This is a genomic window from Erysipelatoclostridium sp. DFI.2.3 (assembly GCF_019132535.1).
GTDB lineage: Bacteria > Bacillota_I > Bacilli_A > Erysipelotrichales > Erysipelotrichaceae > Clostridium_AQ > Clostridium_AQ innocuum.
In genome coordinates, this window is sequence record NZ_JAHOOJ010000023.1 from 45,038 (window position 1) to 66,526 (window position 21,489).

Sequence of the window (21,489 nt, forward strand, 5' to 3'; positions counted from 1 at the left end):
CGAACGCTGCGCTTCTCTACCCCCGTTTGCGTTCCTGCAGCTCCTCATATACACGCGTATAAAATTCCTTCCAGATGCTGAGCACATTCTCCTTGGAATAATATTCGCTGATATAGGCACTGTCAGCTGCACAGCGCGCATAATAGGCCGGATCCTCATGCAGCCTTCGAATCAATTCGGCAAAGCTGTCATTATCATCGGCCATCTGATATTTCTTAAATAAGATATCCTCATACAGCTCCAAAGAGCGCAGAACCATCGGTCTGTGCAAATTGACCGCCTCCAGTATCGCCATTGGAAACAGCTCATTATAGGATGGCATAAACAGCACATCCGCCATATTGTAAATATCATTCATATCACTTCTCGGGATAATGCCTGGAAACTGTACGTTTGCCGGCGGATTCTCCACAACCTTCTTCAGCTCCTCATAGCCGTCTGTAATTTTTCCAAACGAAAAGCCTCCGCACCAGACAAAGCGCACATCCGGCAGCTTTTTGGCGACATCGACAAAGTCCAGCACGCCTTTTCGTGTCTGTACCTGTCCGACACCGATGACAACAAATTCATCCGCTTTGATCCCATACTGCTCACGGATGGCATTGCGCTGCTCCACCGGCTTCACATGAAACTGCTCCTTGGATACATAATTCGGAATATAGATCATCTTTTCCCTGGCAATTCCGTATTTCTCCAGCTCCTTCATAAAAATCGGATTTACAACAATCAGATAATCCGCTGTTTTATAGAAACTGATCACATATTTTTTAAACACCGAAAACAGTGCCTTCGGAAGCTGTATACTTCCATTCAGCGTATCCGGTAGAAAATGCACATAGCATACATTGGCATTTTTATTATTCTTCATCTTCAGATAATTCTGCGGATCAATGGTGTGAGAGTGTATGATATCAGCTTTCTTCCCGCTGTTGATTTCAACGGTAAACAGATCACTCGCGCCTTCCTTTACCAGATTCACCTGCTCCAGATAGGCACTCCCCACACCCTGTCCTTCCACCTTGTCGGCACTGGACAGCATATTGATTACGATTTTCTTATCCAAATCCATTCCTCCGCTTCCTGTTCACATGGTTTTCATAACCACCTTAAATTATTATACCATAAACCTGTAGACGTTGAAACTCATAATGCAAGTATTACAAGTTTGTAACTAAGAGCATTCCTTTAAAACCTGCAGATGCAGCAGAGCAGCAAGGTGCAGACAGGCACGGCGAAGCCTTCGATTCAGCGTGCTTTCCACAATGTCTCCCTGATGGCGCAATACCAGCTCCCGTTTCAGGCCTCGCACGTATACATCCAGCAGCAGCTCCTTTTCCTGCTCCTCCAGCTGTAGAATTCCCTGTAAGAGAACATAGGCCCGCTGGTCCTGCTCCATCACCTTTTCCCTTGCTCTTCGCTGACGCTCCATCGCGTCCAGCACGGGATCCCTATGTACATATCCGCCGTTTCTCGATGTCTGGACAATGCTGCGGGTATAGTTCAGATAATCACTTAGTTCATCCTCCACCTGCAGCTGTACACAATCCTCTCCATACAGCACGCTGTGCAGACGCAGCGAGGCCGTATACTGCTTCAAAAACAAAAGCTGGCGCTTCATATTGCGAATTGTCTGTGCTTCATCGACACAGGGCTCATAAAAAAATTCAGTCTCCTTCATCCGTTTACCTCCTATATATTCTTATATACGAATGAAAAGTACCGAATTCCTAAATTTTATTAAAATATTTGATTTTTTTCAAAAATACTGAAGACGATTTCCTTTTGTCGTCCATGGGAAGCCCAGCGTGCTGCATTGCCAGCATAGTCATAGGCGTGTCCATTTTCCAGCTTGGATAGGATTGCCCCGAGCAGAATATCGCGAATATTGCGGGTATCGGAGAAATAAGCAAGTCCTTCCCCTCTCATACAGGCAAGAATGGCATCGGGACAGCCCAGCTCCTGTTCACTGTCATCGACGACCTGAAATCCGCGCTCCCAAAGCTGCTGTATGATATCCTGTGACAGACGGCTGTTTTTGTATACGACAGAGGGTGTATTGTCGCATTGTACAGACAGCACTTCGCCATCAGCCGCCGTACACTGCTTCAGCCGATGATATACCCGGCAGCCAACCCCTTCCACATACGTGTACATGATATCACGCTTTGGAAAATAGACAATAGCCAGACGGACATCATGCTCATGAAGAATGGCGCTGCAGATTGACCAGGTATCCTTCTGGTGCAAATAGTCCAGAGTTCCATCGATCGGATCCAGTACAAGCGTATAATCATAGTCCTGTTTCAAAAAGCAGGTGCGGCTTACCGTATCCTCCTCCACATCCAGACTCAGTACAGCCTGATATTCCGGTAACAGAGACTGCAACAGAATTTCCTGAACAATTTCATCGGCTCTGGTTTTGGCTTCCCGCATACGCAGATGGCGTTCATCCTCATCCTCCACCACTTCCACCTGTTTGCCCTCATTGACAATGGTTGCCTGCATCATGTTCGCAACAATGCCGGCAGTTCGTACAGCACAAAACAGGCATTCATACAATTTTTGATAGTTCATTTTTTCTCCCTTCTCCATGACTTATCATCTTATACTTCAGCGTTCAAAGCTATATTTTCATGATTCTGTATGCAGTTCAGTATACTATCGCTTATCGTAAAAAACAAGTCCTCACGAATGATTGATTTACAATTCGTCCCATCATCTGCTTATCATCGCAGAGGTGGTGAACTTCTGTCTGTTATGAATTACATACAGAAAAGAGCTGTGACAGCACAGCCCCTTTGATTATGCTTGTTATAGCTTTTCAGGATAGATGTAGGGATTGCAGAATCGCAGGTGAATATCATCTTCAGCGTCCAGTATATTCATAGCGTCCATTGCACTGACATTGATTCTCTGTACCAGTTTTTTACATGTAGAAATGTTGCTTCCACGTTCCCTTCTACCTTGCCTTCAGCTTTTAGTAATAAGCCCTGTTCAATACCTCTTTGTTCAATGAAATCGCGAAAGTTACACATATCCATAACCTCCTGATCTATCTCCTTCTCCATCAGTATACCATACGTCCTTTGTAATTGTTCCTTTTATCCTCTACTGCGAGATTTTTTATAAACAAAATCTATAATAGTATATAGAGGTACCTGCTGCTTCGTTTCATACGCAGGAACGGATGCAACAAAAACAAGGCAGTCCTTACCGCCGACAAGCGGTGTTCAGCTGTAAGCTATTTAATCATCGTAAAGAATGAATGAAAGCATAAGAAAAAACGCTTCTAGCAAGCGGTTGATCTACTGAAAGGCCGGAGCCTTTGCGGATGGATACCATGTGAATGGGTTGTAGTATTTATATAGTTACTCATATACCAGCCTCTCCTTTTTTGTATCTACAGTGTAGCATAAAACCTACGAAACATAAGAAAATAAAATATACATACTTGAAAAGAGCAGACGATTCTTTTTCATTAGGTGCACAGGATTTTGAAAACCGCAGACATATGATAAAGAGTGTCCTTTATCATAAGATAAAAAAAGCCAGCCGCTAGGACTGACTGCTGATACGGTAACGCTTTAAGAATTCTTTGGTACGCTCCTGCCTTGGATGCTCAAACAGCTGCTGTGGAGTACCCTCCTCTGCAATCACACCCTTGTCCATAAATACGACACGGGAGCTGATATCATGAGCAAACTGCATCTCATGGGTCACGACGATCATCGTCAGACCTTCTCTGGCCAGATCCTTCATCACATCCAGAACATCGCCAACCATTTCAGGGTCCAGTGCACTCGTCGGCTCATCAAACAGCAGAACCTCCGGCTCCATGCACAGGGCACGGGCGATGGCTACACGCTGCTTCTGTCCGCCGGACAGCTGCATGGCACTCGCATTCGCAAAGGACTCCATACCAACCTTTTTCAGGAACAGCATCGCCTTTTCCTTCGCATCCGCCTTGCTTCGCTTCAATACCTTGATCTGTCCGAGCATACAGTTTTCCAGCACACTTTTATTATTAAACAGATTGAAGGACTGAAACACCATACCAACATGCGTTCGATGTTCATTGATATTGATTTCACCCTTCAGAATATCCTTGTCATGATACAGGATTTCTCCGGCATCCGGAGTTTCCAGCAGATTGATGCAGCGAAGCAGCGTGGACTTGCCGCTTCCACTGGAGCCGATAATGGTAATAACCTCACCCTTGTCACAATGAAAATCAATGTCATTCAAAACCTCCAGCGAACCAAAATGCTTTTTCAGATGCTTGATTTCTATGATGCTATTCATATACTTCACACCCTTTCTACCGGTACGCTCTGAGAAGACGGCCCGGATGATCTCGGCATATTCATGCGCCCCTCAACAAAGGAGAGAAGCTGGGTTGCCAGTGTCGTCAGCAGTAGATACAGAATAGCCGCTACGATAAAGGTCGGTACATACAGCATCAGACTTCCTGCAACGGAGCTGGACTGGAAATACAGTTCAATCACACCGATGACATTCAGCATGGAGCTGTCCTTGATATTGACAATAAATTCATTTCCAATCGAAGGGAAGGAATTGCGTATCGCCTGAGGTAAGATAATGCTCATCATCGTCTGTGTGGAGGTCATCCCCAGACTGCGGGCTGCCTCATTCTGTCCCTTGTCAATCGACTGGATACCGGCACGGATGATTTCTGCCATATATGCCCCTGTATTGATGGAAATAATCGTAATACCGGCAGTTACCGGTGACCAGTTCAGTACCGGACGAAGACCGTGATAGATGATCAGCGCCTGTACCATCATCGGTGTTCCACGAAAAATCCATACATACAGACCGACAAAGCCGTGCAGTATCTTTTTAATTATGCGGGATACCGGTGCATCGCGCTCTTCTATACGCACAGCACGGATACCTCCCAGCAGCAAACCGATCAGTAATCCGATCAGTGTACCGCACACCGCCAGAAGCAGTGTTATCTTAATCCCATACCAGAACAGCGGAATGTTGTCCTGAAAAATCCACCAGGCCTGGGCAAACATCCCATCCGGTTTTGCGGATGCTACTATCATCATGGTAATCTCCTATTCTGTTTTGTTATTCTGTTTTCGGCTGACTCTCTCTTGCTTCCTTCATCCACTGATCTCTTGTTTCCTTGGAAATTCCATCCAGTGATTTCTGTACAGCATTGAACAGCTCGGAATCACGGCTTCCCTCTTTCAGACCGACAGATACGGACGTGTCAATATCAAAGCCCTTGCCCTTCGCAAAGTGAACGATTGTTAAATCCTTATTCGCTTCCACGGCCCCCTCGGCAACCGGAAGCTCTGCTGTAATGCCATCCACTTCCTTGTTCTGCAGGGAGAGGATCATTTCCGGATACGTTGCCTTTGGTGTCGCATGCTTTACACCCTTGATCTGATCGATAATCGTATCATAGTTCGTGCTCTTCTGTCCGATGATGGTCTTACCCTTGAACTGCTGGATATCATTGAATTTCGCAGCCTTGTCCCCCTTGCGTACAATCATAACCATTTCGGATTCATAGTACGGGGATGTGAAGTCAATTCCGTTTTCACGTGTTTCATCCTTTGTCATACCGGCAATAATCGCATCGATTTCACCGGATTCCAAAGCCGGCTGCAGGCCGTCCCAGGATACCTTTTTGATGACGATCTCACGATCGAGATCCTTTGCAATCTGACGTGCAACACGTACATCATAACCGTCACAGAAGCCGGCACCGCCAATGGAAACACTCGTTTTCGTCTGTTCCTTCGTCTGCCAGTTAAACGGCGCATAATTGCACTCCATACCAACCGTAAAGGTTTCCTTTCCTGTATTCTTTGAAACATTCTTGTCGTCATCACTGCTGCCGCATCCAGTCAAAAGCAGTGTCATGGCAAAAGCTGCCGTTACTAATTTTTTCTTCATAAATAGTCCCTCTTTCTTTTTTTCTTTTCACATATACCGCCTGTGTATACACCATCGGTGAAATACCATGGAATAACAAAAAAGCCGTGCTATTACACGACTCTCACACATAAAGCAGAGTTGTTAATAGCTCCTCTTCTTAACGAAGGAGTGCCATGAGTATTTCCCATGACCCCAGAAGTGCATCCGCCAATGCAGCCTCTTCGGCGATGATTACCTTTCAAAGCTATCCCGGTCTGCCGACTCCAGCTTTTACTCTGACGCATCGCTGCCTCTATACGATTTTTCTGTCTTATATACTTTAGCTTAAATCCCGACATTTGTCAATGGCCCCTGAATATTTCATGAAAGTTTTTCAGTTTCTTTCATTTTCCGTCTGCGCTTCAGATATAGAATAAGAGCAAGCAGAACCAGCCCGAGGGCACCACCTGCCGTATCAATCAAAACATCCTTGAGCTGTCCGCTTCTGCCAGGGACAAACAGCTGATGAAATTCATCCGTTGCCGCATAGGCAGCCGTAGCCGCCAGTGCCAGAAGCAGCCATGGCTCCTTTTTGTATTCCCGTATCGTAAGACCAAATAAAATGGCCAGTACCGCATATTCACTCATATGTGCCGCCTTGCGTACCAGAAAGCTTGTCATATCCCGAATGATTTCATTCCTCATGATATCCAGAGAGAATACAGCATCCAGAAGGTGCACAAAGAAATCGCTCATTTCCTGAGAATCATCCGCAACCTGTGCGGAGAACCAGAAAATTACAAGCATCCAGATAATGCACAGGATGGCATAGCAGTGTTTCTTTTTCATGCATATCACCCTGTGCATCATTATAGAATAAGATCGGTAAAAATACCAGTATATTTTTACCTCAGCATCATGTTTATGGATAGAGTCGTATCATTTCTCCTGAGCATCCGATGGTATGGTATCCACGGTTTTAAAGTCATAGCCAAGATCCTTCATATTTTTGATAAAGGTATCCATCGCTTCATAATTCCCCTTATTGCTCGGATGCAGCAGATAAATCGCCCCCTCATGGTAATGCTCCATCATCGTCTTCAATGCCTCACTGCCCGAAACATCACTCGCATAATCGTAATAGGCATGACTCCAGAAATAATTGCTGTAGCCAAGGTCCTTTACCAGCTTCATCGCACGCTCACTGCTGCCGCCCTTCGGAAAACGGAAAACCTTTTTCATCGGCTGCCCGGTAACCTCCATATACGTTTTTTCTGTCTCCGTAATCTCTGCAACAAATTTATCGATGCTGGAGGCATTCGCCAGTGTTGTCATATCGTAATGATGCCAGCTGTGATTTCCGATTACATTGCCATCCTGAACAAGCTGCCGGATGAAATCTGCTTCTGTTTTGATATAATTTCTGGTCAAAAAATAGGTTGCCTGCACATCATTCTTTTTCAGGACCTCCGCAATCTGCTTGATATAGGTGATATCATTGCCACCCTCATCAAAGGTCAGATAAATTACTTTTTCTTTCGGTCCCTGATAATAGGAATCGTATTTCTTTAACAGCTTTTCATCCTTGGCACCTGTTGTCCGCTGATGATCCTTGCTTTTATTAAACCACCATTCCTCCATGGTGTTGTCATAGCTGTCATGATCATAATACAGCTTTGTATTCGTTGGATCAGCACATACCTGAACACTGCGCTTTACACTTGTGGTATTGCCGCTGGCATCCTTTGCCGTATAGGTCAGCGTATACGTACCCTGTTTTTTCATATTTACACTGCCTTTTCGTTCCACGCTTTTGCTTACATCCCCGTCATAATTATCACTCGCCTGATAGCCCGGCTCCTGAAAGCTTCCATTTTCAAACACTCGGATAGACGAGCCGCCCTTCAAATTGATCTTCGGCGGTGTCGTATCAATGACATTGACCTTGCGCTCCACTGTTTTCTGATATTTATCAAAGGTATAGGTCAGCGTATAGGTCCCCAGCTTCTTCGTATTCAGATTCCCCTCTACCTTTACCTCATCACTGTAATCGGAGAAACGAAACCTTGCCCGGGCCCCCGGATCCTGAAAGCTGGTATTCACTTCCATCTCCATCGTCTTTGCACCGTTTAATGCCAATAGCGGCGTAAACAGTCCGCTGAAAAACAGCAGCTTTATCAGCAGGGCCGCCACCATGACCCCAATCAATCCCATAATTCCATATATAATATTCTTGCAGCGTCTGCTCACATGCATCACCTCTACACTAACGATATGATATGCAGCCGTGATTTATGCCGTATACAGGTATTGGATAACAATACTTATAGCAGCTGTTTCTTTGACAAATCCAGTCCCATACATTTGTAAGGAAACACACATGCAATATAGGAAAGCATCTAAAACTACATCCTGTAGCTGATGAAAAATATCCGCTCCGCATACTGTATTCTGTAAATAACCATGAAATAATAAAACATATGGCAGGTGATGAGCATGAAGAAAATCCCCATTGGGTTGAAGGATTACCGCAAGCTGAAGGAAGAGAACTATTATGTCGTGGATAAGAGTCTGATGATTTATGGATCGGGGCAGCGAAGTCACCTTAATCACACGGCCAAGGCGCTTTCACCGAAATATTGCCATACCTTTGGTATCCGACAAGAGGCACGCTAGTAGCGGGAAAAACAATCAATATGAGTAGGCGCCTGCCCTCCCATGGCGTGCTGGCAGAATTTTTTGATGTCACAAAGGATTCACGGAACATTTTCAAAGACACTGCCATTATGCAAACAGAATATACAAGGGATATCAATTCATATCCGACTATTTTTCTATCCTTCGCAGATGCAAAGGGTGATAAGGATAATATCGTCATGCAGATGAAGCTCCAACTGTTAAAGGAATATAAAAAAAATGAGCAGGTACTTGAACATATCGATCGGTTTGAAAAGCCCGGATTTGATTTAGTTATGGATGGTATGTCCCATTTACAGGATGGCTCTTTACAGGCAGTTGTAAATGCTATCAGCTTTCTGATGACAAAATGCCATCAATATTACGGAAAACGGGTAATGCTGTTCATAGACGAATAGGCGCCTGCCCGCCCATGGCGTGACGGGTACAATATGGGAGGCATCGACATCTACACTGCTAGTGGGCAGAGCCTAATCCATGGTCAGTTATAAATTACCTGGATAGAAAGCAGTTAATTCCTTTCTGGGTGAATACCAGTTCAAATAAAATGATAAAAGCTGCTATGCGTGAGTGTGATAAAACCTTCAAAGAAGGATATGAAGAGCTGATCGAACGTGGGACAGTCACAGCTTTGGTTAATTATGAAGCTTCGTTCTACGAAATCAAAAATACCAGCAGCCTTTGGGGATTGTTTGCGCCTCAGGCAGGCAGTGCCTGAACGCCGGTTACCTGACAACAAAAACTACGCTGGATGCGTTAGAAGGCAGATATGTGTTAAGAATACCAAACAAGGAAATAAAAAGAGAATTCCAATCACTGACAGCCTATTATTTTCATACAGACGAAAGCAGTGTAACTATGCTGCTGGAGGATCTGTTACAAGGAAATCTGGAGAAGTTCGCCTTACGCTATCAAGCCATATTGGAGGATACTGCCAGCTATTATGACCTTGTGAATAAAAACTCCTATCAGGCCCATTGGCCCGCAGTGCGTACGTTACTTTTAGGTATGCTTATGCCTTTAGAAAACAGCTATAAGATCATCAGCAATCGTGAAAAGGGGCAGGGCAGATTTGATATCTGTTTAGAAAGCAGAAAGCAGGACAAACCATCCTTTCTTTTTGAATTGAAGTATACAAAGGATGATTCTGTAAATCTTAAGAAACTGGCCATGCAGGGATATGAACAGATCCTTGCTAAGCAATATGATCATGGCTTGCATCATGTGATACGAATCAGGCTTGCCCATCGCGGCAAACAGGTGGAATTATACACAGAGAAATAATCTGTAATAACACGTAAAAACGCAGTCTGAGAGCAGACTGCGTTTTTTACTTATATCATGAATCTCTATCATGAGAATACTTCCTTCATACTTATGTCTACAAATTCAATCACAAGCAGCTTCATTTGTATAATGAAACATTGCAATAATCTGCTCTGCACATCGGATACCGTCAATTGCCGCTGAAACGATTCCACCGGCATATCCCGCTCCTTCTCCGCAGGGATACAGTCCGGAAACGGATAGACTCTGCAAATCCTCTTTCCCTCGTTCCAGGCGAACGGGGGAGCTGCTTCTTGTCTCCACTCCGGTCAAAACAGCATCTCCCATCGCAAAGCCCTTCAGTTTATGATCCATAGCAGTGATTGCCTCTTCCATTGCGCTTGTCACATAAGCAGGAAGCACCTCATGCAGATCACAGGGAGTTACACCCAGTGCATAGCTTGGCTGAACACTGCCCATCGCTGTGCTTGCACGATGCTTCAGAAAATCTTCAACCCGCTGTGCAGGTGCACGATATGCTCCACCGCCAAGTACAAACGCTTTCTTTTCCAATGCCTCCTGATAGGCGATTCCATCCAGTGCATGCTCCCCATAATCCTCCGGACGTATCTGTACAAGCAGCGCACTGTTGGCATTTTCCCGGTCACGGGCATGTTCACTCATTCCATTGACGACCACACCGCCTTCCATGGAAGTGGATGGAACGACGCTTCCCCCCGGACACATGCAGAAGGTATAGACGCCACGGCCGTTGGATGCGGTATGTGTTAATCTGTATTCTGCCGCAGAAAGCCGCGGATGTCCGCAAAGCGTCTTATACTGCGCTTCGTTGATCAGCGTCTGTGGATGCTCAATTCTGGCACCGATTGCAAACGCCTTGGGTTGCATGGTCACACCGCGCGCATGCAGCAGCCGGTAGGTATCCCGAGCGCTGTGTCCAATGGATAAAATTAACTGATCCACCGGTATTTCCTCATCGTTGACAACAATCCCGCGCAGCTCCCCCTGTTCAATTATCAAATCCTGCAGGCAGCTTGAAAAGCGCACCTCTCCACCCAGCGCTATGATTTCCTCGCGCAGGCGCTTCACAATGTCACGCAGCAGATCTGTTCCGATATGCGGATGTGCCGTATACAGTATATCCTGTGGCGCACCAAAGCGGACAAGCTCCTCCAGAACCTTATGTACACGCAGATCCTTGGAGCGGGTAGTCAGCTTTCCATCGGAAAACGTACCGGCTCCCCCCTCACCAAACTGCACATTGCTCTGCGGGTCCAGCTTACCGTTTTGCCAGAAATCCTCTACACTCCTGACTCGATCCTCCACACACTGTCCGCGTTCAATAACAAGCGGATAGTAGCCCATCTGTGCCAGCAGCAGCGCCGCAAACATACCGGCAGGACCAAAGCCGACAACTACGGGACGATGCGTTAAGCCGATGACACCCTTTTTCGGATATGCATAATGGTACTCCTGCACGCGACTGACATCCTTAAAGTGCTTTCTAAGCACCTGCTCCTCATGCTTTACTCTGCAATCAATGCAATATGTAAAATGCACATCCTTCGCCCTGCGAGCATCCAGACTCTCCCGATAGATTCTCCATGATAGCAGGTCTTCACTGGAGATATGGAGTTTGTTTATAATTTTATCCGGCAGCTGATCCAGTGATTCTGAAAGTGTCAGCTTGATTTGTTGTATACGCAGCATGATATTCCTCCTATTCAGGCATAAAGATGCTTTAAAAACTTAACTTTTCTGGAACATATAATTATAATGCAGGACATAATGAGCGTCAGCAGCATAACAAGTCCGTAAACAGCCAGAGAATTCATCAGCGGCCATACCCGAAGCAGCAGATTAACAAACATAATATGCATGACATAAATCAGCAGTGATAAAACACGCAGTGTCTTGTATACCTTGCTTTGCGGCAGATGAATACGAAGCAATCCCAGAAACAGAAAGAACATACATGGCAGCAGCATGGCATACATACTTGTCAAATCATGCATGAAGCCGTTATCTTTCAGTGCGAAGCATTCCGCAAACAGCAGTCCGGCGCTGAGCAGGAATCCCAGCAGTACCTGCCAGTTTTTCAGGTACAGTGTCCGCTGTGCAAACAGGGCCCCCATAGCGATAAACATCACGCCGAAGAACAGGCCATTGCGTGTTGTGGAAAATACCTGCAGATATGCCTGATATACGCTTTGTATCCCCGGAATCTGCATCAGATAACCACCGTAAACATTACCGGCCATGCCGATCAGATACAGGAGAAATCCAAAAAGAATCGTTTTACCAAGACCCAGCTTAAACAGACAGATGTAAACAACAGGCACTGCAACCAGCAGCGCAGGCAGAAACCAGAGGTGGTAAAAGCTTCCGGTAAAAAAGAAATCACGAACGTACAGCAGCACACTGTTTACGGTAATACCATCCTGCCCCTTCAACAGCAGATAGGTAAAGGGCAGATACAGAATGGTCCAGATGATATAGATTTTACAGAGCCTCCACAGATAGTGCTTCAGCTGTGCTTTGTTTTCGTAATCATTGTATTCGCGTTTGAAATCCAGCTTACGGAAAAACAGAAAGCCGCTCGCCACAAAGAAGAACGGTACCGCCAGTCTGGCCAGAATCTGTACAAGGATAAAGTTGCCGGTGGCATCCACATCCAGCAGCGGCCCGGTGTGAATGCAGACCACCAGAAATGCACTTATGAATTTTGCAACATCCAGCGCGTAGTAAGTTTTTCGTTCCACGTTAATCATCCATCCCTTCTCTTGAAAAATAGCCACACCTGCTGTGGCTATTTGTATATTCTCGGTACCCGCTGTGAAATCCAGCAGAGTGTTTCATTGTTTATGGTATGTGCAAGTCTGCTGAGCTCATCAACGGAAAGAACCTCATCACCGTCACACCCGATCAGAGTAGCGACATCGCCTTCACTCACACCATCAAGTCCGGTGATATCCACCATCATCTGATCCATACAGATATTGCCGATAATGGGAACACGCCTGCCATGCAGCAGCACACAGGCTCCCTGATTGGATACACTGCGCGGAAAGCCATCCGCATATCCGACAGCCAGTGTTGCCACCCTCGTACAGACTTCCGCCTTGAAATGACGGCCGTAGCTGACCGTAACACCGGGCTGGATATCCTTTACCAGGGAAACATTTGCCTTCCATTCCATGATGGGCTGAAACTGCGGTGCCGTGCGAATTGCCAGTGCATCATCGCTGGTAACTCCCATCCATAATAGACCCGGACGTACATAATCATAATGCAGGTTCGGATAATTTAAAATTCCATAGCTGTTCTGCAGATGCGTTGTACCGGGGTCAATCCCTTCTGCACGCAAATCCGCCAGAACACGTTCAAACAACGCAATCTGGTGATTGGTGAAGGCACAATTTTCCTCATCCAGACAGTCACTGACACTGAAGTGGGAGAAAATACCGCAGACATCCAGATACTCCAGACGGTACAGCGCTTTGATATCCTCGATATGATATGCATGATCCTGTGCAATAATACCGATTCTGGACATACCGGTATCCACCTTGGCATGTGCTTTGACAACAACATTCTGCTCTTTAGCATATGCGTTCAGCTTTTCTGCATACTCCTTTGATACCAGCGTCTGGATCAGGGAAGCCTCATTCAGATAATGAAAATGAACAGGCGGCGTATACCCCAGCACCAGAATCGGACTTTGGATGCCGTTTTCACGCAGTCGAACGCCTTCGTCAACACTGCTTACTCCAAAAAAGTCAATCCCCTGCTGTTCCATCATTCGGGAGCATTCCACATCGCCGTGCCCATAGCCGTTCGCTTTGACGATTGCCATAATCTTGCTTGTAGAGGGAATCAGCTTCTGTACTTCCTTTATGTTATGTGAGATCCTGTTCAGATCAATTTCCAGCCAGGAACGCGTATTGCTCTTCAGCACATTTTCCACCTTCTTCATTCTTCCATTGCCAGTGCAACAAGCTTGTCAATCAGTTCCGGAAACGGAATACCGGCCTCCTTCATCATAGTCGGATAACGGGAGGTGTCGGTAAAGCCCGGAATGGTATTGACTTCATTCAATATGATGGTATCCTCCGGTGTCACAAACATATCAACACGGGTCATTCCCTTGCAGTTCATGGCACGATATGCCTTTTTTGCGATTTCTCTTGCTTCCTCAAACAGCTTCGGACTGATTCGTGCCGGACAGTAGATATGGGAATCCACCATCTCATATTTCCCCTCATAATCGAAGAAAGGCGCAGCTGTTTCGATTTCATCCACACTGCCCGCAAAAAGCTCCTTGTTTCCCATCACAGCTACTCCGATTTCAAAGCCCTCAATGGTTGTTTCCAAAATAACCTTGCCCTTGCCGTCATGATAGAAGGCATCCTTCATCGCTTCCTCAAAGCCGTCAAAGGACTCCATCCTGTGAATTCCAAAGCTGCTTCCGGCATTGGCCGGCTTGATGAAAATCGGAAGTCCCAGCGTTTCCTTCGCATGCTCGTATACTTTGCGATAATCCAAATCATCCGCCTCATATACGCATACAAACGGCGCACATGATATACCGGCATGCTCCATGACGATATGTGCCATTTCCTTATCCATACAGATCGCACTGCTCATGTGCCCGCAGCCGACGTATGGGATGCCACTCAGCTCAAACAAGCCCTGAATCGTTCCGTCCTCTCCGTTTTTTCCATGCAGAATCGGGAAGATGCAATCCACCTCAATGCGTGTAAAGGTTCCATCCGCATGCAGCTTCAAAAAGCCCCTGCAGCCTTCACTGCTGGACAATACACACGGTGTACAGTGCTCCTCACACAGCCAGGTATCATGCTCGATACCATCCACATCACCATCATATGCATACCATTTCCCATCCTTGCTGATTCCGATGAAAATAAGCTCATAGTGCTCTTTATTGATTTTGTGAATCAGACTTCCCGCAGAATGCAGGGATACCGGGTATTCACTTGACTTTCCTCCGAATATAATCGCTAATTTTATCTTTTCCATATATATGTACTCCTTACTGTTGTTCCTTTACCAGTTCATCCACCACTTCATCCAGCTTCATTCCGCGGCTTCCCTTCACCAGCAGCATGCATTCCTTATGCATATAGGGTCTCAGGTAGTTCAAAAGCTCTTCCTTATCTGTAAAATGACGCACCAGTGTATGCTCCATATTATCTCTAGCCCCCTGTGCAATATAACATGCCATGTCTCCGATTGTGAGAACCTCCTGCAAATGATAGCTGCTGATATCCTTACCCAGTGTGTAATGAATCATATCACTCGTTTCTCCAAGCTCCAGCATATCGCCCAGCACCGCCAGTTTATAGGGTATGTCAAATTCCTCCATGGTATCCACCGCAGCCAAGGCACTCTGCGGATTGGATTTATAGGAATCATTCAAAATCAGACACTGATTCACCCTGACAAGCTCATTGCGCAGTCCGGTCTTCTCCACGCTTGCAAAGCCCTGCGCTATTTCTTCCTCATCCAGTCCAAGTGCCCTTGCAGCGATCCATGCCGCTGTGGCATTCATCGCCTGATGCTTTCCAATCATGTCCAGGTGGTACACCTGATCTTTGATGGAAAAACACAGACCGTCTGGCAGCTGACGCACCTGATGCACGACTACATCATTTTGCTCATCCTTACCAAACGTACGGATTTTAATGCAGCCCGGTATCTGTTTTTCAATGGCGGCATTGCGCAGAAGCTGCTGATCTCCATTATAAATCAGCAATCCATGCTCCCCAAGCCCCTCTGTAATCTCCATCTTCGCTCTGGCTATATTCTCCATGGTTCCAAGGTTTTCCAGATGTGCAGTACCGACATTGGAAATAATAGCGATATCCGGACGCACGATCTGTGTCAGAAAGGAAAGCTCCTGCAGATTCTCCATTCCCATTTCCACAACCGCAGCCTCACAGTTTTCCGACAAAGAAAGAAGTGTTAACGGTACACCGATTTCATTATTGTAGTTTCCAAGTGTTTTCTGCGTAATAAAATGCTTTGCAAGTACGGAGGCAAGGATATCCTTCGTACTCGTTTTTCCATTGCTGCCGGTAACTCCGACAACCTTCATATTTAGTTGATCACGATAAGCCTTAGCCAGCTGCTGCAAAGCTGCTGTTGTATCATCTACTAGAATGACGACAATCTCCTTGGGAGGATTCGCTTCCCTTCGTTCCCACAAGACAGCCCTCGCACCGTTATCAATGGCCTGCTGCACATAGGCATGCCCGTTGTTGTTCGCTCCATGAATCGGTATATACAGGTTTCCCTCTACCACCTTTCTGGAGTCAATGCAGACACCCTGTATTTTTTCCTCAATATCTGCATTTTCTATGTAATCCGCATCCAGCATGCGGATAATAGCGTCTATCGATCGGATAATCATATGGTTCATCCCTTCTGTTTCCTATTTTCCTAAGCGCTTCTATTCTCATGAAACGAAATAGGACTATATACACGCTAAATATTATATCATAAGCATCAGAAGTTGAAGCAAAGAATTTCGTAAAATTCATCAGCTTACGTAAATCGTAAGAATGTAAGCCTTTAACGAACTACACGGCAAAAAAAAACCACCGGAGTCAACACTGCAGCACCGTGGTTTATGAAACAGGGTATTGTGAGAATGGAATCACCCTGCACGCTTTTTTATACCGGCATCCACCCTGTAAAATGCACAGCTGCCTAGCGCTTCATGATCGGAGAATAGATTTCAGTGATATTCTCTTCCATATCTGCCACCTCATCCGGATGCGTGATGTAGACATCATACGGCGGAAGCCGATAGGTATAGCCTTCCGTTTCCATCCATTCCTGATGCCTTGCATAGACGGAAGGAATCTGGTGATAGCTTCCTCTGCATACGGTGCGGATACACAGCCCCGGTGAGAAATCACGCGTACCCGTAACCCGCTCCTTTACCGGAATTGCAAATTCCATATCGAAGCCTTCATCCTGATACTCCTTGCTGTGATATATGGAAAGCGGCGCCTTGCAGATGGTCAGCCGTCCTTTGCGAATTTTTTCAAACAGCGGCTCATAAAAAGAAATAAAGCCCTTTGCACAGTCCTCCATATTTACCATGCGCCGTGTCGATAAAAGAAACATCTCCGGTTCCTCGACCAGCTGTATATCTATATCATCCAGATATGACATGATCATCTCTTCTTTCTGCACTGTCGCTACATCCGCTTCCAGCTCATGAAGAGTCTGCTGCATCCAGAGTATCTGCTCCTGCAATACTTTGCGATGGGAAAGCAGGGCATTTTGCAATAGCTTTGATTCTCCCTGCTCCTCCCATTTCAGCAGTGTACGGATTTCATCCAGTGAAAAGCCGTATGTCTTCATGCGGTTGATAAACAGCATATTCTTCAGCTGTTCGATGGCATAATAGCGGTATCCGCTTTCTGCCTTGATACAGATCGGATTCAAAAGATCAATCGTTTCATAGTATCGCAGCGTTTTGGTGGAAACCTTGCATATTTTGGAAAACTCACCGATTGTCAGCATATTTATTCCTCCTGTTAACCTTTATATTAAACCCTTACCCCGGGGACAAGTCAACCCGCAAAATACGTGCTCACTGAATGGATGAGATGCAGATCTGCCATGCGGATGCACAGATAAGACGCGATTACGTTGTGTTCCCCAAGCCTGCAATCATCGTTATCGTCTGCTGTATGAAAAAGGAAAGCCGGTTATCCTATAGACAGCCACAGCTTTCCTTTTCTACTGGTAAAACAGAATTATATGCTTGATATCAGATTCACCTAACCGGTAGGTCAAAATAACGCATATCTTATCTTACAGCTCCTCCAGATAAGCCCTTAAAAGTGTAAAGGTCGCATCGAAGGATGCCAGATCCAGCGCTTCCTGCGGTGTATGAATATCCTGCATCTTCGGTCCCATGGTAACGATATCCATATCCTCATCCATGGCTTTGAAAACACCGCATTCCAGACCACCATGCACAGCCACCAGCTGCAGCTCTTTTCCCAGCACCTTTTGACATACTGCTTTCAGGCATTCACGCATAGGAGAATCCGCACGATAGCTCCATGCCGGATATCTTGCCTCATGCTCGCTGTGAAAGCCGAATACCTCCGCAAGTGCATCCATCTCCATCGCCAGTGTATCCACATAGGATTCCATAGCTCCGCGTAAGGAAGCGTTGATGATGATTGCCTCCTCTTGCGTTGTCACAACACCGATGTTGCTGGACGCTGTACTCAGTCCTTCAATGCTCATGGAATGATGACGCAGACCGTTTGGCAGTGTCATCAAAAGCGTGATCACCTCTTCACTGTCTTCAATGCATAAGACACCGTCACAAGCCACTTCCTTTACAGCGACGTCAACACCGGCATCACTGAACTCCAGCTCCTTAGCAAAGATGGTTTTCATTTCCTGTACACAGGCCGCAACTGTTTCCAAATCCGCCTGACACACAAATGCCGCAGATGCTTCCCGAGGAATCGCATTGTCCTTGATCCCCCCCTGTATCCAGCTCAGCTGTACACCATACCGTCGGTTCAGCGTGAACAAGACCCGTGCCAGCAGCTTATTCGCATTCCCATGCTCCTTGTCGATTTCTCCGCCGGAATGTCCGCCGTGAAGTCCGAACACATCAATCTGATAGCCGTTTCCATCATGCGGCACCAGAATGCGTTCCTTTTGCATAATGACATTCACACCCCCTGCACTTGTTGTACAGGTGGCATTTTCTCCGCCATCATCCAGATTGATCATTCGCTTTGCCTGAAAATATTCCTTTTTCAGTGCCATGGCACCAAAGAGTCCCACCTCTTCCTGTACTGTAAACACGCATTCCAGAGGCGGGTGCTTTGCATCCGGATCGCTGAGCAGAGCCAGCATATAGGCAACACCGACGCCGTCATCTGCGCCAAGTGTTGTTCCTCTTGCCTTTAGAAAGCCGTCTTCAATATACAGCTTCAGTGCATCCTTTTCAAAATCAAAATCCGTATCCTTGTTCTTTTCGCATACCATATCCGTATGTGCCTGTAGCAGCACAGGGGCATGATCCTCATAGCCGGCTGAAGCATCTTTATAGATGATGACATTATACAGTTCATCCTGTATCCATTTCAGTCCGTGTTCCTTTGCAAACGCCACCAGATACGCACTGTATGCCTGCTCATGATAAGAGCCGTGCGGAATTGCCGTCATTTCTTCAAAATACTTCTGATGAGCCTTTTCATGATTCAAAATATGTTCCATAGATTACCTCCGTATGTTCCCTGCTATTGTACCACATTTCATGAAGAAAACTCTATTTCACACCCTAAAAAGCCCTGATTTTTAAAACGGCATAGAACTGCTGAAACTAGAGCTACTGATAGATCCATACGCCAAGCAGACCGGACAGCAGCATCAATGCAATCGGATTGATTTTCCATTTTCTGCTGATCCATAGCACGATGGTAAAGATAGCGACTGCCGCAGGCTGCAAAGAGGACAGCTTCAAATCCCCGTTTTTGAAAAACGCGATTGCAAGCAGAATCAGTGCAGCGGACATGATCAGCCCCAGCGAGGCTGCCTTCAGGCCCTTCAGTATTTCCATGAAAAAGACGGAGGAGGAAAACCGCTGAAAGATATGATAGAGCACATAGGAAATAAGCACGCCCATACAAATGCAGCCAATGGTGGCTGCCAGTGCTCCGCTGACACCGGCTACCCGCATACCGACAAAGGTCGAGGTATTAACAGCCAGAGGCCCCGGCGTCATTTGAGAAATGGTTATGATATCCGTAAATTCCCGCATGCTCAGCCAGTGATTGGACAGCACCACCTGATCACGAATCATCGGGATGATGGCATAACCGCCACCAATGCTGAACAATCCGATACGGAAAAATGCAAAGAACAGCTGCAGCAGCTTCATATTCGCACACTCCTTCTCTTACAGTAAACACGCATCACACAAAGCAGCGCACTGGCGATGATAAGGATCGCCACGTTGATCTGAAAAAAATAATTCAGCATGCAGACAAGCGGTGTCATGAGTGTAAAAAAGAATTCCTTTTCCTTACAAATCAGTGCGTACATATCCACAATCAAATCCACGATCAGCGCTGCCACACCAGCCTCCATTCCATGCAGGACAGCCTGTACGACCGTATTGTTTTGAATAACGGCATATAGCGTTGAAACTACCGCCAGAATCACTAACGGCGGTAAAATCGCAGCGATACAGCTGATGATCATTCCGCTTACCCCTTTGACACGATAGCCTGCCAGGGCACTCATGTTAATTGCAATCGCACCTGGTGAGGATTGTGCAATCGCCGCAATCTTCATGAGCTCATCCTCGTCAAAATAGGCTTTTTTCTCCACATAATATTTTCGTATCATCGGTATCACCACATAGCCTCCGCCAAAGGTAAAGGTGCTGATAAATACATTGATACTAAACAGCCAGACAATATCTTTATAGCTTTTCATTTTTATCACCATGTTTATGATAGCATTTGACACCGGATACATAAAATTATATTATTTTATAAGATAGATAACCAAATGGTTATGGAGGTGGACATGGATATACGCAGATTCCGAATTTTTCAGGCAGTGGCTCAGGAAAAAAGCTTCACAAAAGCAGCACAGAAGCTGTATATGACGCAGCCTGCCGTATCCAAAGCAATTCATGAGCTGGAGGAAGAACTGCAGCTTCCTTTATTTGAACGGTTTCCAAAGAAGACGATTATGACGCCGGTTGGTGAACAGTTTCTCCAGCAGGTACAGCAGCTGCTGCAGCTATATGACAGCATGAAACAGGATGCTGCTTTGTTACAGGAAGCCTCCATATTACAAATCGGCTCCAGTATTACGATTGCCAATGAGCTGCTTTGTCCGCTGATGAAGCAGTTGCAACAGGCTTACCCGAAGCTGCAAATCCGTGTCACAGTAGCAAGTACCTCAGCGATTCTGGAACAGCTGCAGCAGCATGCGATTGATATTGCGTTTCTGGAGGGTGTCATACAGCAGGATTCTCTAATTGTCCAGCCGCTTTCCTTCTACCAGCTCAAGGCAGTCTGCAGTCCGGATTTTCTTGTCCATCATACGGTAGACAAGCTGAATACCCTGGCAGAGCTTCCTCTTCTCTTACGGGAAAAAGGAAGTGCAATCCGCGAAACCTTTGACAGCTTTATGCTATTGCACGATCTATGTCCGCAAGCCGCTTGGACATCGACCAATTCCACAGTTTTGATGAAGGGGGCGCAGGAGGGCTTTGGAATCGCCATATTGCCGGAGCGAATGGTAAGAAAAAAACTGAAGCAGGGAGAATTATGTGAAATCCAATTGCCGCAGCTAAAGCTTATGAATGTCAATCATATTGTCTATAAGAAGCATAAGCATCTCAATGCCCCTATGCGTGAGCTGTTGAAGCTAGCAGAAAAACAGGAAGCTTATCAATATCATTAAGTTAAGAGGATGAAAACAAACAGGATGCGGTTTTATTTTATCTCATTCTGATAGGATTAAGAGTATTCTGAAAAAAATGCATGACAAAAAGAAGATTTTTCAAGCAATTTATAAACTTTT

At 45.9% G+C, this 21,489-nt stretch carries 23 protein-coding genes, 1 pseudogene and 1 riboswitch; of the genes and pseudogenes, 6 read left to right on the top strand and 18 right to left on the bottom strand.

Translation table 11 applies throughout. The features are described from left to right. Positions 1-16: 16 nt before the first annotated feature. The 9 genes and pseudogenes from KSZ58_RS18405 to KSZ58_RS18445 form a co-directional block, all read right to left on the bottom strand. Positions 17-1,069 (bottom strand): glycosyltransferase family 4 protein, encoded by a 1,053-nt coding sequence (locus KSZ58_RS18405; RefSeq protein ID WP_009271055.1) that lies wholly within the window; start codon positions 1,067-1,069, stop codon positions 17-19. Positions 1,070-1,171: 102 nt separating this feature from the next. Then, a complete protein-coding gene (locus KSZ58_RS18410) occupies positions 1,172-1,678 on the bottom strand; it encodes a hypothetical protein (protein ID WP_002610112.1) in 507 nt (168 codons plus the stop codon). A gap of 59 nt (positions 1,679-1,737) precedes the next feature. Next, the gene (locus KSZ58_RS18415; protein ID WP_009271057.1) at positions 1,738-2,574 is read right to left on the bottom strand and encodes an inositol monophosphatase family protein; all 837 of its coding nucleotides are present in this window, start codon (positions 2,572-2,574) and stop codon (positions 1,738-1,740) included. Positions 2,575-2,821: 247 nt separating this feature from the next. Next, positions 2,822-3,136 (bottom strand): annotated as a pseudogene (locus KSZ58_RS18420) (hypothetical protein); the annotation flags it as partial. 419 nt (positions 3,137-3,555) lie between these two features. Then, positions 3,556-4,302 carry an amino acid ABC transporter ATP-binding protein gene (locus KSZ58_RS18425; protein ID WP_002610107.1) on the bottom strand — a complete coding sequence of 249 codons (747 nt, stop codon included), beginning with the start codon at positions 4,300-4,302 and terminating at the stop codon, positions 3,556-3,558. 5 nt (positions 4,303-4,307) lie between these two features. Beyond that, complete coding sequence (locus KSZ58_RS18430) at positions 4,308-5,075, bottom strand: amino acid ABC transporter permease (protein WP_008817633.1); 768 nt, start codon at positions 5,073-5,075, stop codon at positions 4,308-4,310. Between the two features lie 22 nt (positions 5,076-5,097). After that, positions 5,098-5,934 carry a transporter substrate-binding domain-containing protein gene (locus KSZ58_RS18435; protein ID WP_002610103.1) on the bottom strand — a complete coding sequence of 279 codons (837 nt, stop codon included), beginning with the start codon at positions 5,932-5,934 and terminating at the stop codon, positions 5,098-5,100. A gap of 119 nt (positions 5,935-6,053) precedes the next feature. Further along, positions 6,054-6,219, bottom strand: a riboswitch (Lysine riboswitch). A 57-nt stretch (positions 6,220-6,276) separates the two neighbouring features. Next, entirely contained in the window at positions 6,277-6,744 is a 468-nt protein-coding gene (locus KSZ58_RS18440; RefSeq protein WP_008817635.1) for a VanZ family protein, read from the bottom strand. A gap of 90 nt (positions 6,745-6,834) precedes the next feature. Then, positions 6,835-8,145 carry an immunoglobulin-like domain-containing protein gene (locus tag KSZ58_RS18445; protein WP_002610099.1) on the bottom strand — a complete coding sequence of 437 codons (1,311 nt, stop codon included), beginning with the start codon at positions 8,143-8,145 and terminating at the stop codon, positions 6,835-6,837. Between the two features lie 246 nt (positions 8,146-8,391). Here KSZ58_RS18445 and KSZ58_RS18450 point away from each other — a divergent pair, with 246 nt between their 5' ends. From KSZ58_RS18450 to KSZ58_RS18465, 4 genes are all read left to right on the top strand, one after another. Beyond that, positions 8,392-8,571 (top strand): hypothetical protein, encoded by a 180-nt coding sequence (locus KSZ58_RS18450; protein WP_008817636.1) that lies wholly within the window; start codon positions 8,392-8,394, stop codon positions 8,569-8,571. Positions 8,572-8,591: 20 nt separating this feature from the next. Continuing rightward, a complete protein-coding gene (locus KSZ58_RS18455; RefSeq protein ID WP_008817637.1) occupies positions 8,592-8,990 on the top strand; it encodes an AAA family ATPase in 399 nt (132 codons plus the stop codon). Positions 8,991-9,154: 164 nt separating this feature from the next. Then, complete coding sequence (locus tag KSZ58_RS22925; protein WP_227761449.1) at positions 9,155-9,310, top strand: hypothetical protein; 156 nt, start codon at positions 9,155-9,157, stop codon at positions 9,308-9,310. Positions 9,311-9,363: 53 nt separating this feature from the next. After that, entirely contained in the window at positions 9,364-9,876 is a 513-nt protein-coding gene (locus tag KSZ58_RS18465; RefSeq protein ID WP_008817638.1) for a PD-(D/E)XK nuclease domain-containing protein, read from the top strand. A gap of 105 nt (positions 9,877-9,981) precedes the next feature. Here the strand turns inward: KSZ58_RS18465 and KSZ58_RS18470 are convergent, their stop codons facing one another. From KSZ58_RS18470 to KSZ58_RS18495, 6 genes are all read right to left on the bottom strand, one after another. Beyond that, positions 9,982-11,589, bottom strand: a complete 1,608-nt coding sequence (locus KSZ58_RS18470; RefSeq protein ID WP_008817639.1) for an NAD(P)/FAD-dependent oxidoreductase — start codon at positions 11,587-11,589, stop codon at positions 9,982-9,984. 14 nt (positions 11,590-11,603) lie between these two features. Further along, a complete protein-coding gene (locus tag KSZ58_RS18475; protein ID WP_036745159.1) occupies positions 11,604-12,650 on the bottom strand; it encodes an acyltransferase in 1,047 nt (348 codons plus the stop codon). 38 nt (positions 12,651-12,688) lie between these two features. Then, on the bottom strand, positions 12,689-13,855 hold the full coding sequence (gene alr / locus KSZ58_RS18480) for an alanine racemase (RefSeq protein ID WP_009271064.1): 1,167 nt from the start codon (positions 13,853-13,855) through the stop codon (positions 12,689-12,691). Next, a complete protein-coding gene (locus KSZ58_RS18485) occupies positions 13,852-14,919 on the bottom strand; it encodes a D-alanine--D-alanine ligase family protein (RefSeq protein ID WP_008817642.1) in 1,068 nt (355 codons plus the stop codon). The genes alr and KSZ58_RS18485 overlap by 4 nt, the downstream gene beginning before the upstream one ends. Positions 14,920-14,932: 13 nt before the next feature. After that, a complete protein-coding gene (murF, locus tag KSZ58_RS18490; protein WP_009271065.1) occupies positions 14,933-16,312 on the bottom strand; it encodes a UDP-N-acetylmuramoyl-tripeptide--D-alanyl-D-alanine ligase in 1,380 nt (459 codons plus the stop codon). Between the two features lie 299 nt (positions 16,313-16,611). Continuing rightward, complete coding sequence (locus KSZ58_RS18495) at positions 16,612-17,436, bottom strand: MerR family transcriptional regulator (RefSeq protein ID WP_008817644.1); 825 nt, start codon at positions 17,434-17,436, stop codon at positions 16,612-16,614. 77 nt (positions 17,437-17,513) lie between these two features. Here KSZ58_RS18495 and KSZ58_RS18500 point away from each other — a divergent pair, with 77 nt between their 5' ends. Further along, positions 17,514-17,684, top strand: coding sequence for a hypothetical protein (locus KSZ58_RS18500; RefSeq protein ID WP_153810618.1), 171 nt, complete (start codon positions 17,514-17,516; stop codon positions 17,682-17,684). A gap of 46 nt (positions 17,685-17,730) precedes the next feature. On the opposite strand, the gene pepD is transcribed toward KSZ58_RS18500, so the two are convergent. The 3 genes from pepD to KSZ58_RS18515 all read right to left on the bottom strand — a co-directional run bounded on the left by pepD (position 17,731) and on the right by KSZ58_RS18515 (position 20,400). After that, positions 17,731-19,164 carry a beta-Ala-His dipeptidase gene (gene pepD, locus KSZ58_RS18505; RefSeq protein ID WP_009271066.1) on the bottom strand — a complete coding sequence of 478 codons (1,434 nt, stop codon included), beginning with the start codon at positions 19,162-19,164 and terminating at the stop codon, positions 17,731-17,733. A gap of 112 nt (positions 19,165-19,276) precedes the next feature. Further along, on the bottom strand, positions 19,277-19,828 hold the full coding sequence (locus KSZ58_RS18510) for a chromate transporter (RefSeq protein ID WP_008817646.1): 552 nt from the start codon (positions 19,826-19,828) through the stop codon (positions 19,277-19,279). Beyond that, positions 19,825-20,400, bottom strand: a complete 576-nt coding sequence (locus KSZ58_RS18515) for a chromate transporter (protein WP_009271067.1) — start codon at positions 20,398-20,400, stop codon at positions 19,825-19,827. Before KSZ58_RS18515 ends, KSZ58_RS18510 begins: the two co-directional genes overlap by 4 nt. Positions 20,401-20,481: 81 nt before the next feature. Here KSZ58_RS18515 and KSZ58_RS18520 point away from each other — a divergent pair, with 81 nt between their 5' ends. Beyond that, a complete protein-coding gene (locus tag KSZ58_RS18520) occupies positions 20,482-21,369 on the top strand; it encodes a LysR family transcriptional regulator (protein ID WP_008817648.1) in 888 nt (295 codons plus the stop codon). Positions 21,370-21,489 lie beyond the last annotated feature (120 nt).

Excerpts from the sequence above, each read along its gene's own strand:
- KSZ58_RS18405 (WP_009271055.1), bottom strand. The coding sequence starts at position 1,069 with ATGGATTTGGATAAGAAAATCGTAATCAATATGCTGTCCAGTGCCGAC.
- KSZ58_RS18410 (WP_002610112.1), bottom strand. The coding sequence starts at position 1,678 with ATGAAGGAGACTGAATTTTTTTATGAGCCCTGTGTCGATGAAGCACAG.
- KSZ58_RS18415 (WP_009271057.1), bottom strand. The coding sequence starts at position 2,574 with ATGAACTATCAAAAATTGTATGAATGCCTGTTTTGTGCTGTACGAACT.
- KSZ58_RS18425 (WP_002610107.1), bottom strand. The coding sequence starts at position 4,302 with ATGAATAGCATCATAGAAATCAAGCATCTGAAAAAGCATTTTGGTTCG.
- KSZ58_RS18430 (WP_008817633.1), bottom strand. The coding sequence starts at position 5,075 with ATGATGATAGTAGCATCCGCAAAACCGGATGGGATGTTTGCCCAGGCC.
- KSZ58_RS18435 (WP_002610103.1), bottom strand. The coding sequence starts at position 5,934 with ATGAAGAAAAAATTAGTAACGGCAGCTTTTGCCATGACACTGCTTTTG.
- KSZ58_RS18440 (WP_008817635.1), bottom strand. The coding sequence starts at position 6,744 with ATGAAAAAGAAACACTGCTATGCCATCCTGTGCATTATCTGGATGCTT.
- KSZ58_RS18450 (WP_008817636.1), top strand. The coding sequence starts at position 8,392 with ATGAAGAAAATCCCCATTGGGTTGAAGGATTACCGCAAGCTGAAGGAA.
- KSZ58_RS18455 (WP_008817637.1), top strand. The coding sequence starts at position 8,592 with ATGAGTAGGCGCCTGCCCTCCCATGGCGTGCTGGCAGAATTTTTTGAT.
- KSZ58_RS22925 (WP_227761449.1), top strand. The coding sequence starts at position 9,155 with ATGCGTGAGTGTGATAAAACCTTCAAAGAAGGATATGAAGAGCTGATC.
- KSZ58_RS18470 (WP_008817639.1), bottom strand. The coding sequence starts at position 11,589 with ATGCTGCGTATACAACAAATCAAGCTGACACTTTCAGAATCACTGGAT.
- KSZ58_RS18475 (WP_036745159.1), bottom strand. The coding sequence starts at position 12,650 with ATGATTAACGTGGAACGAAAAACTTACTACGCGCTGGATGTTGCAAAA.
- alr (WP_009271064.1), bottom strand. The coding sequence starts at position 13,855 with ATGAAGAAGGTGGAAAATGTGCTGAAGAGCAATACGCGTTCCTGGCTG.
- KSZ58_RS18485 (WP_008817642.1), bottom strand. The coding sequence starts at position 14,919 with ATGGAAAAGATAAAATTAGCGATTATATTCGGAGGAAAGTCAAGTGAA.
- murF (WP_009271065.1), bottom strand. The coding sequence starts at position 16,312 with ATGATTATCCGATCGATAGACGCTATTATCCGCATGCTGGATGCGGAT.
- KSZ58_RS18495 (WP_008817644.1), bottom strand. The coding sequence starts at position 17,436 with ATGCTGACAATCGGTGAGTTTTCCAAAATATGCAAGGTTTCCACCAAA.
- KSZ58_RS18500 (WP_153810618.1), top strand. The coding sequence starts at position 17,514 with ATGGATGAGATGCAGATCTGCCATGCGGATGCACAGATAAGACGCGAT.
- pepD (WP_009271066.1), bottom strand. The coding sequence starts at position 19,164 with ATGGAACATATTTTGAATCATGAAAAGGCTCATCAGAAGTATTTTGAA.
- KSZ58_RS18510 (WP_008817646.1), bottom strand. The coding sequence starts at position 19,828 with ATGAAGCTGCTGCAGCTGTTCTTTGCATTTTTCCGTATCGGATTGTTC.
- KSZ58_RS18515 (WP_009271067.1), bottom strand. The coding sequence starts at position 20,400 with ATGGTGATAAAAATGAAAAGCTATAAAGATATTGTCTGGCTGTTTAGT.
- KSZ58_RS18520 (WP_008817648.1), top strand. The coding sequence starts at position 20,482 with ATGGATATACGCAGATTCCGAATTTTTCAGGCAGTGGCTCAGGAAAAA.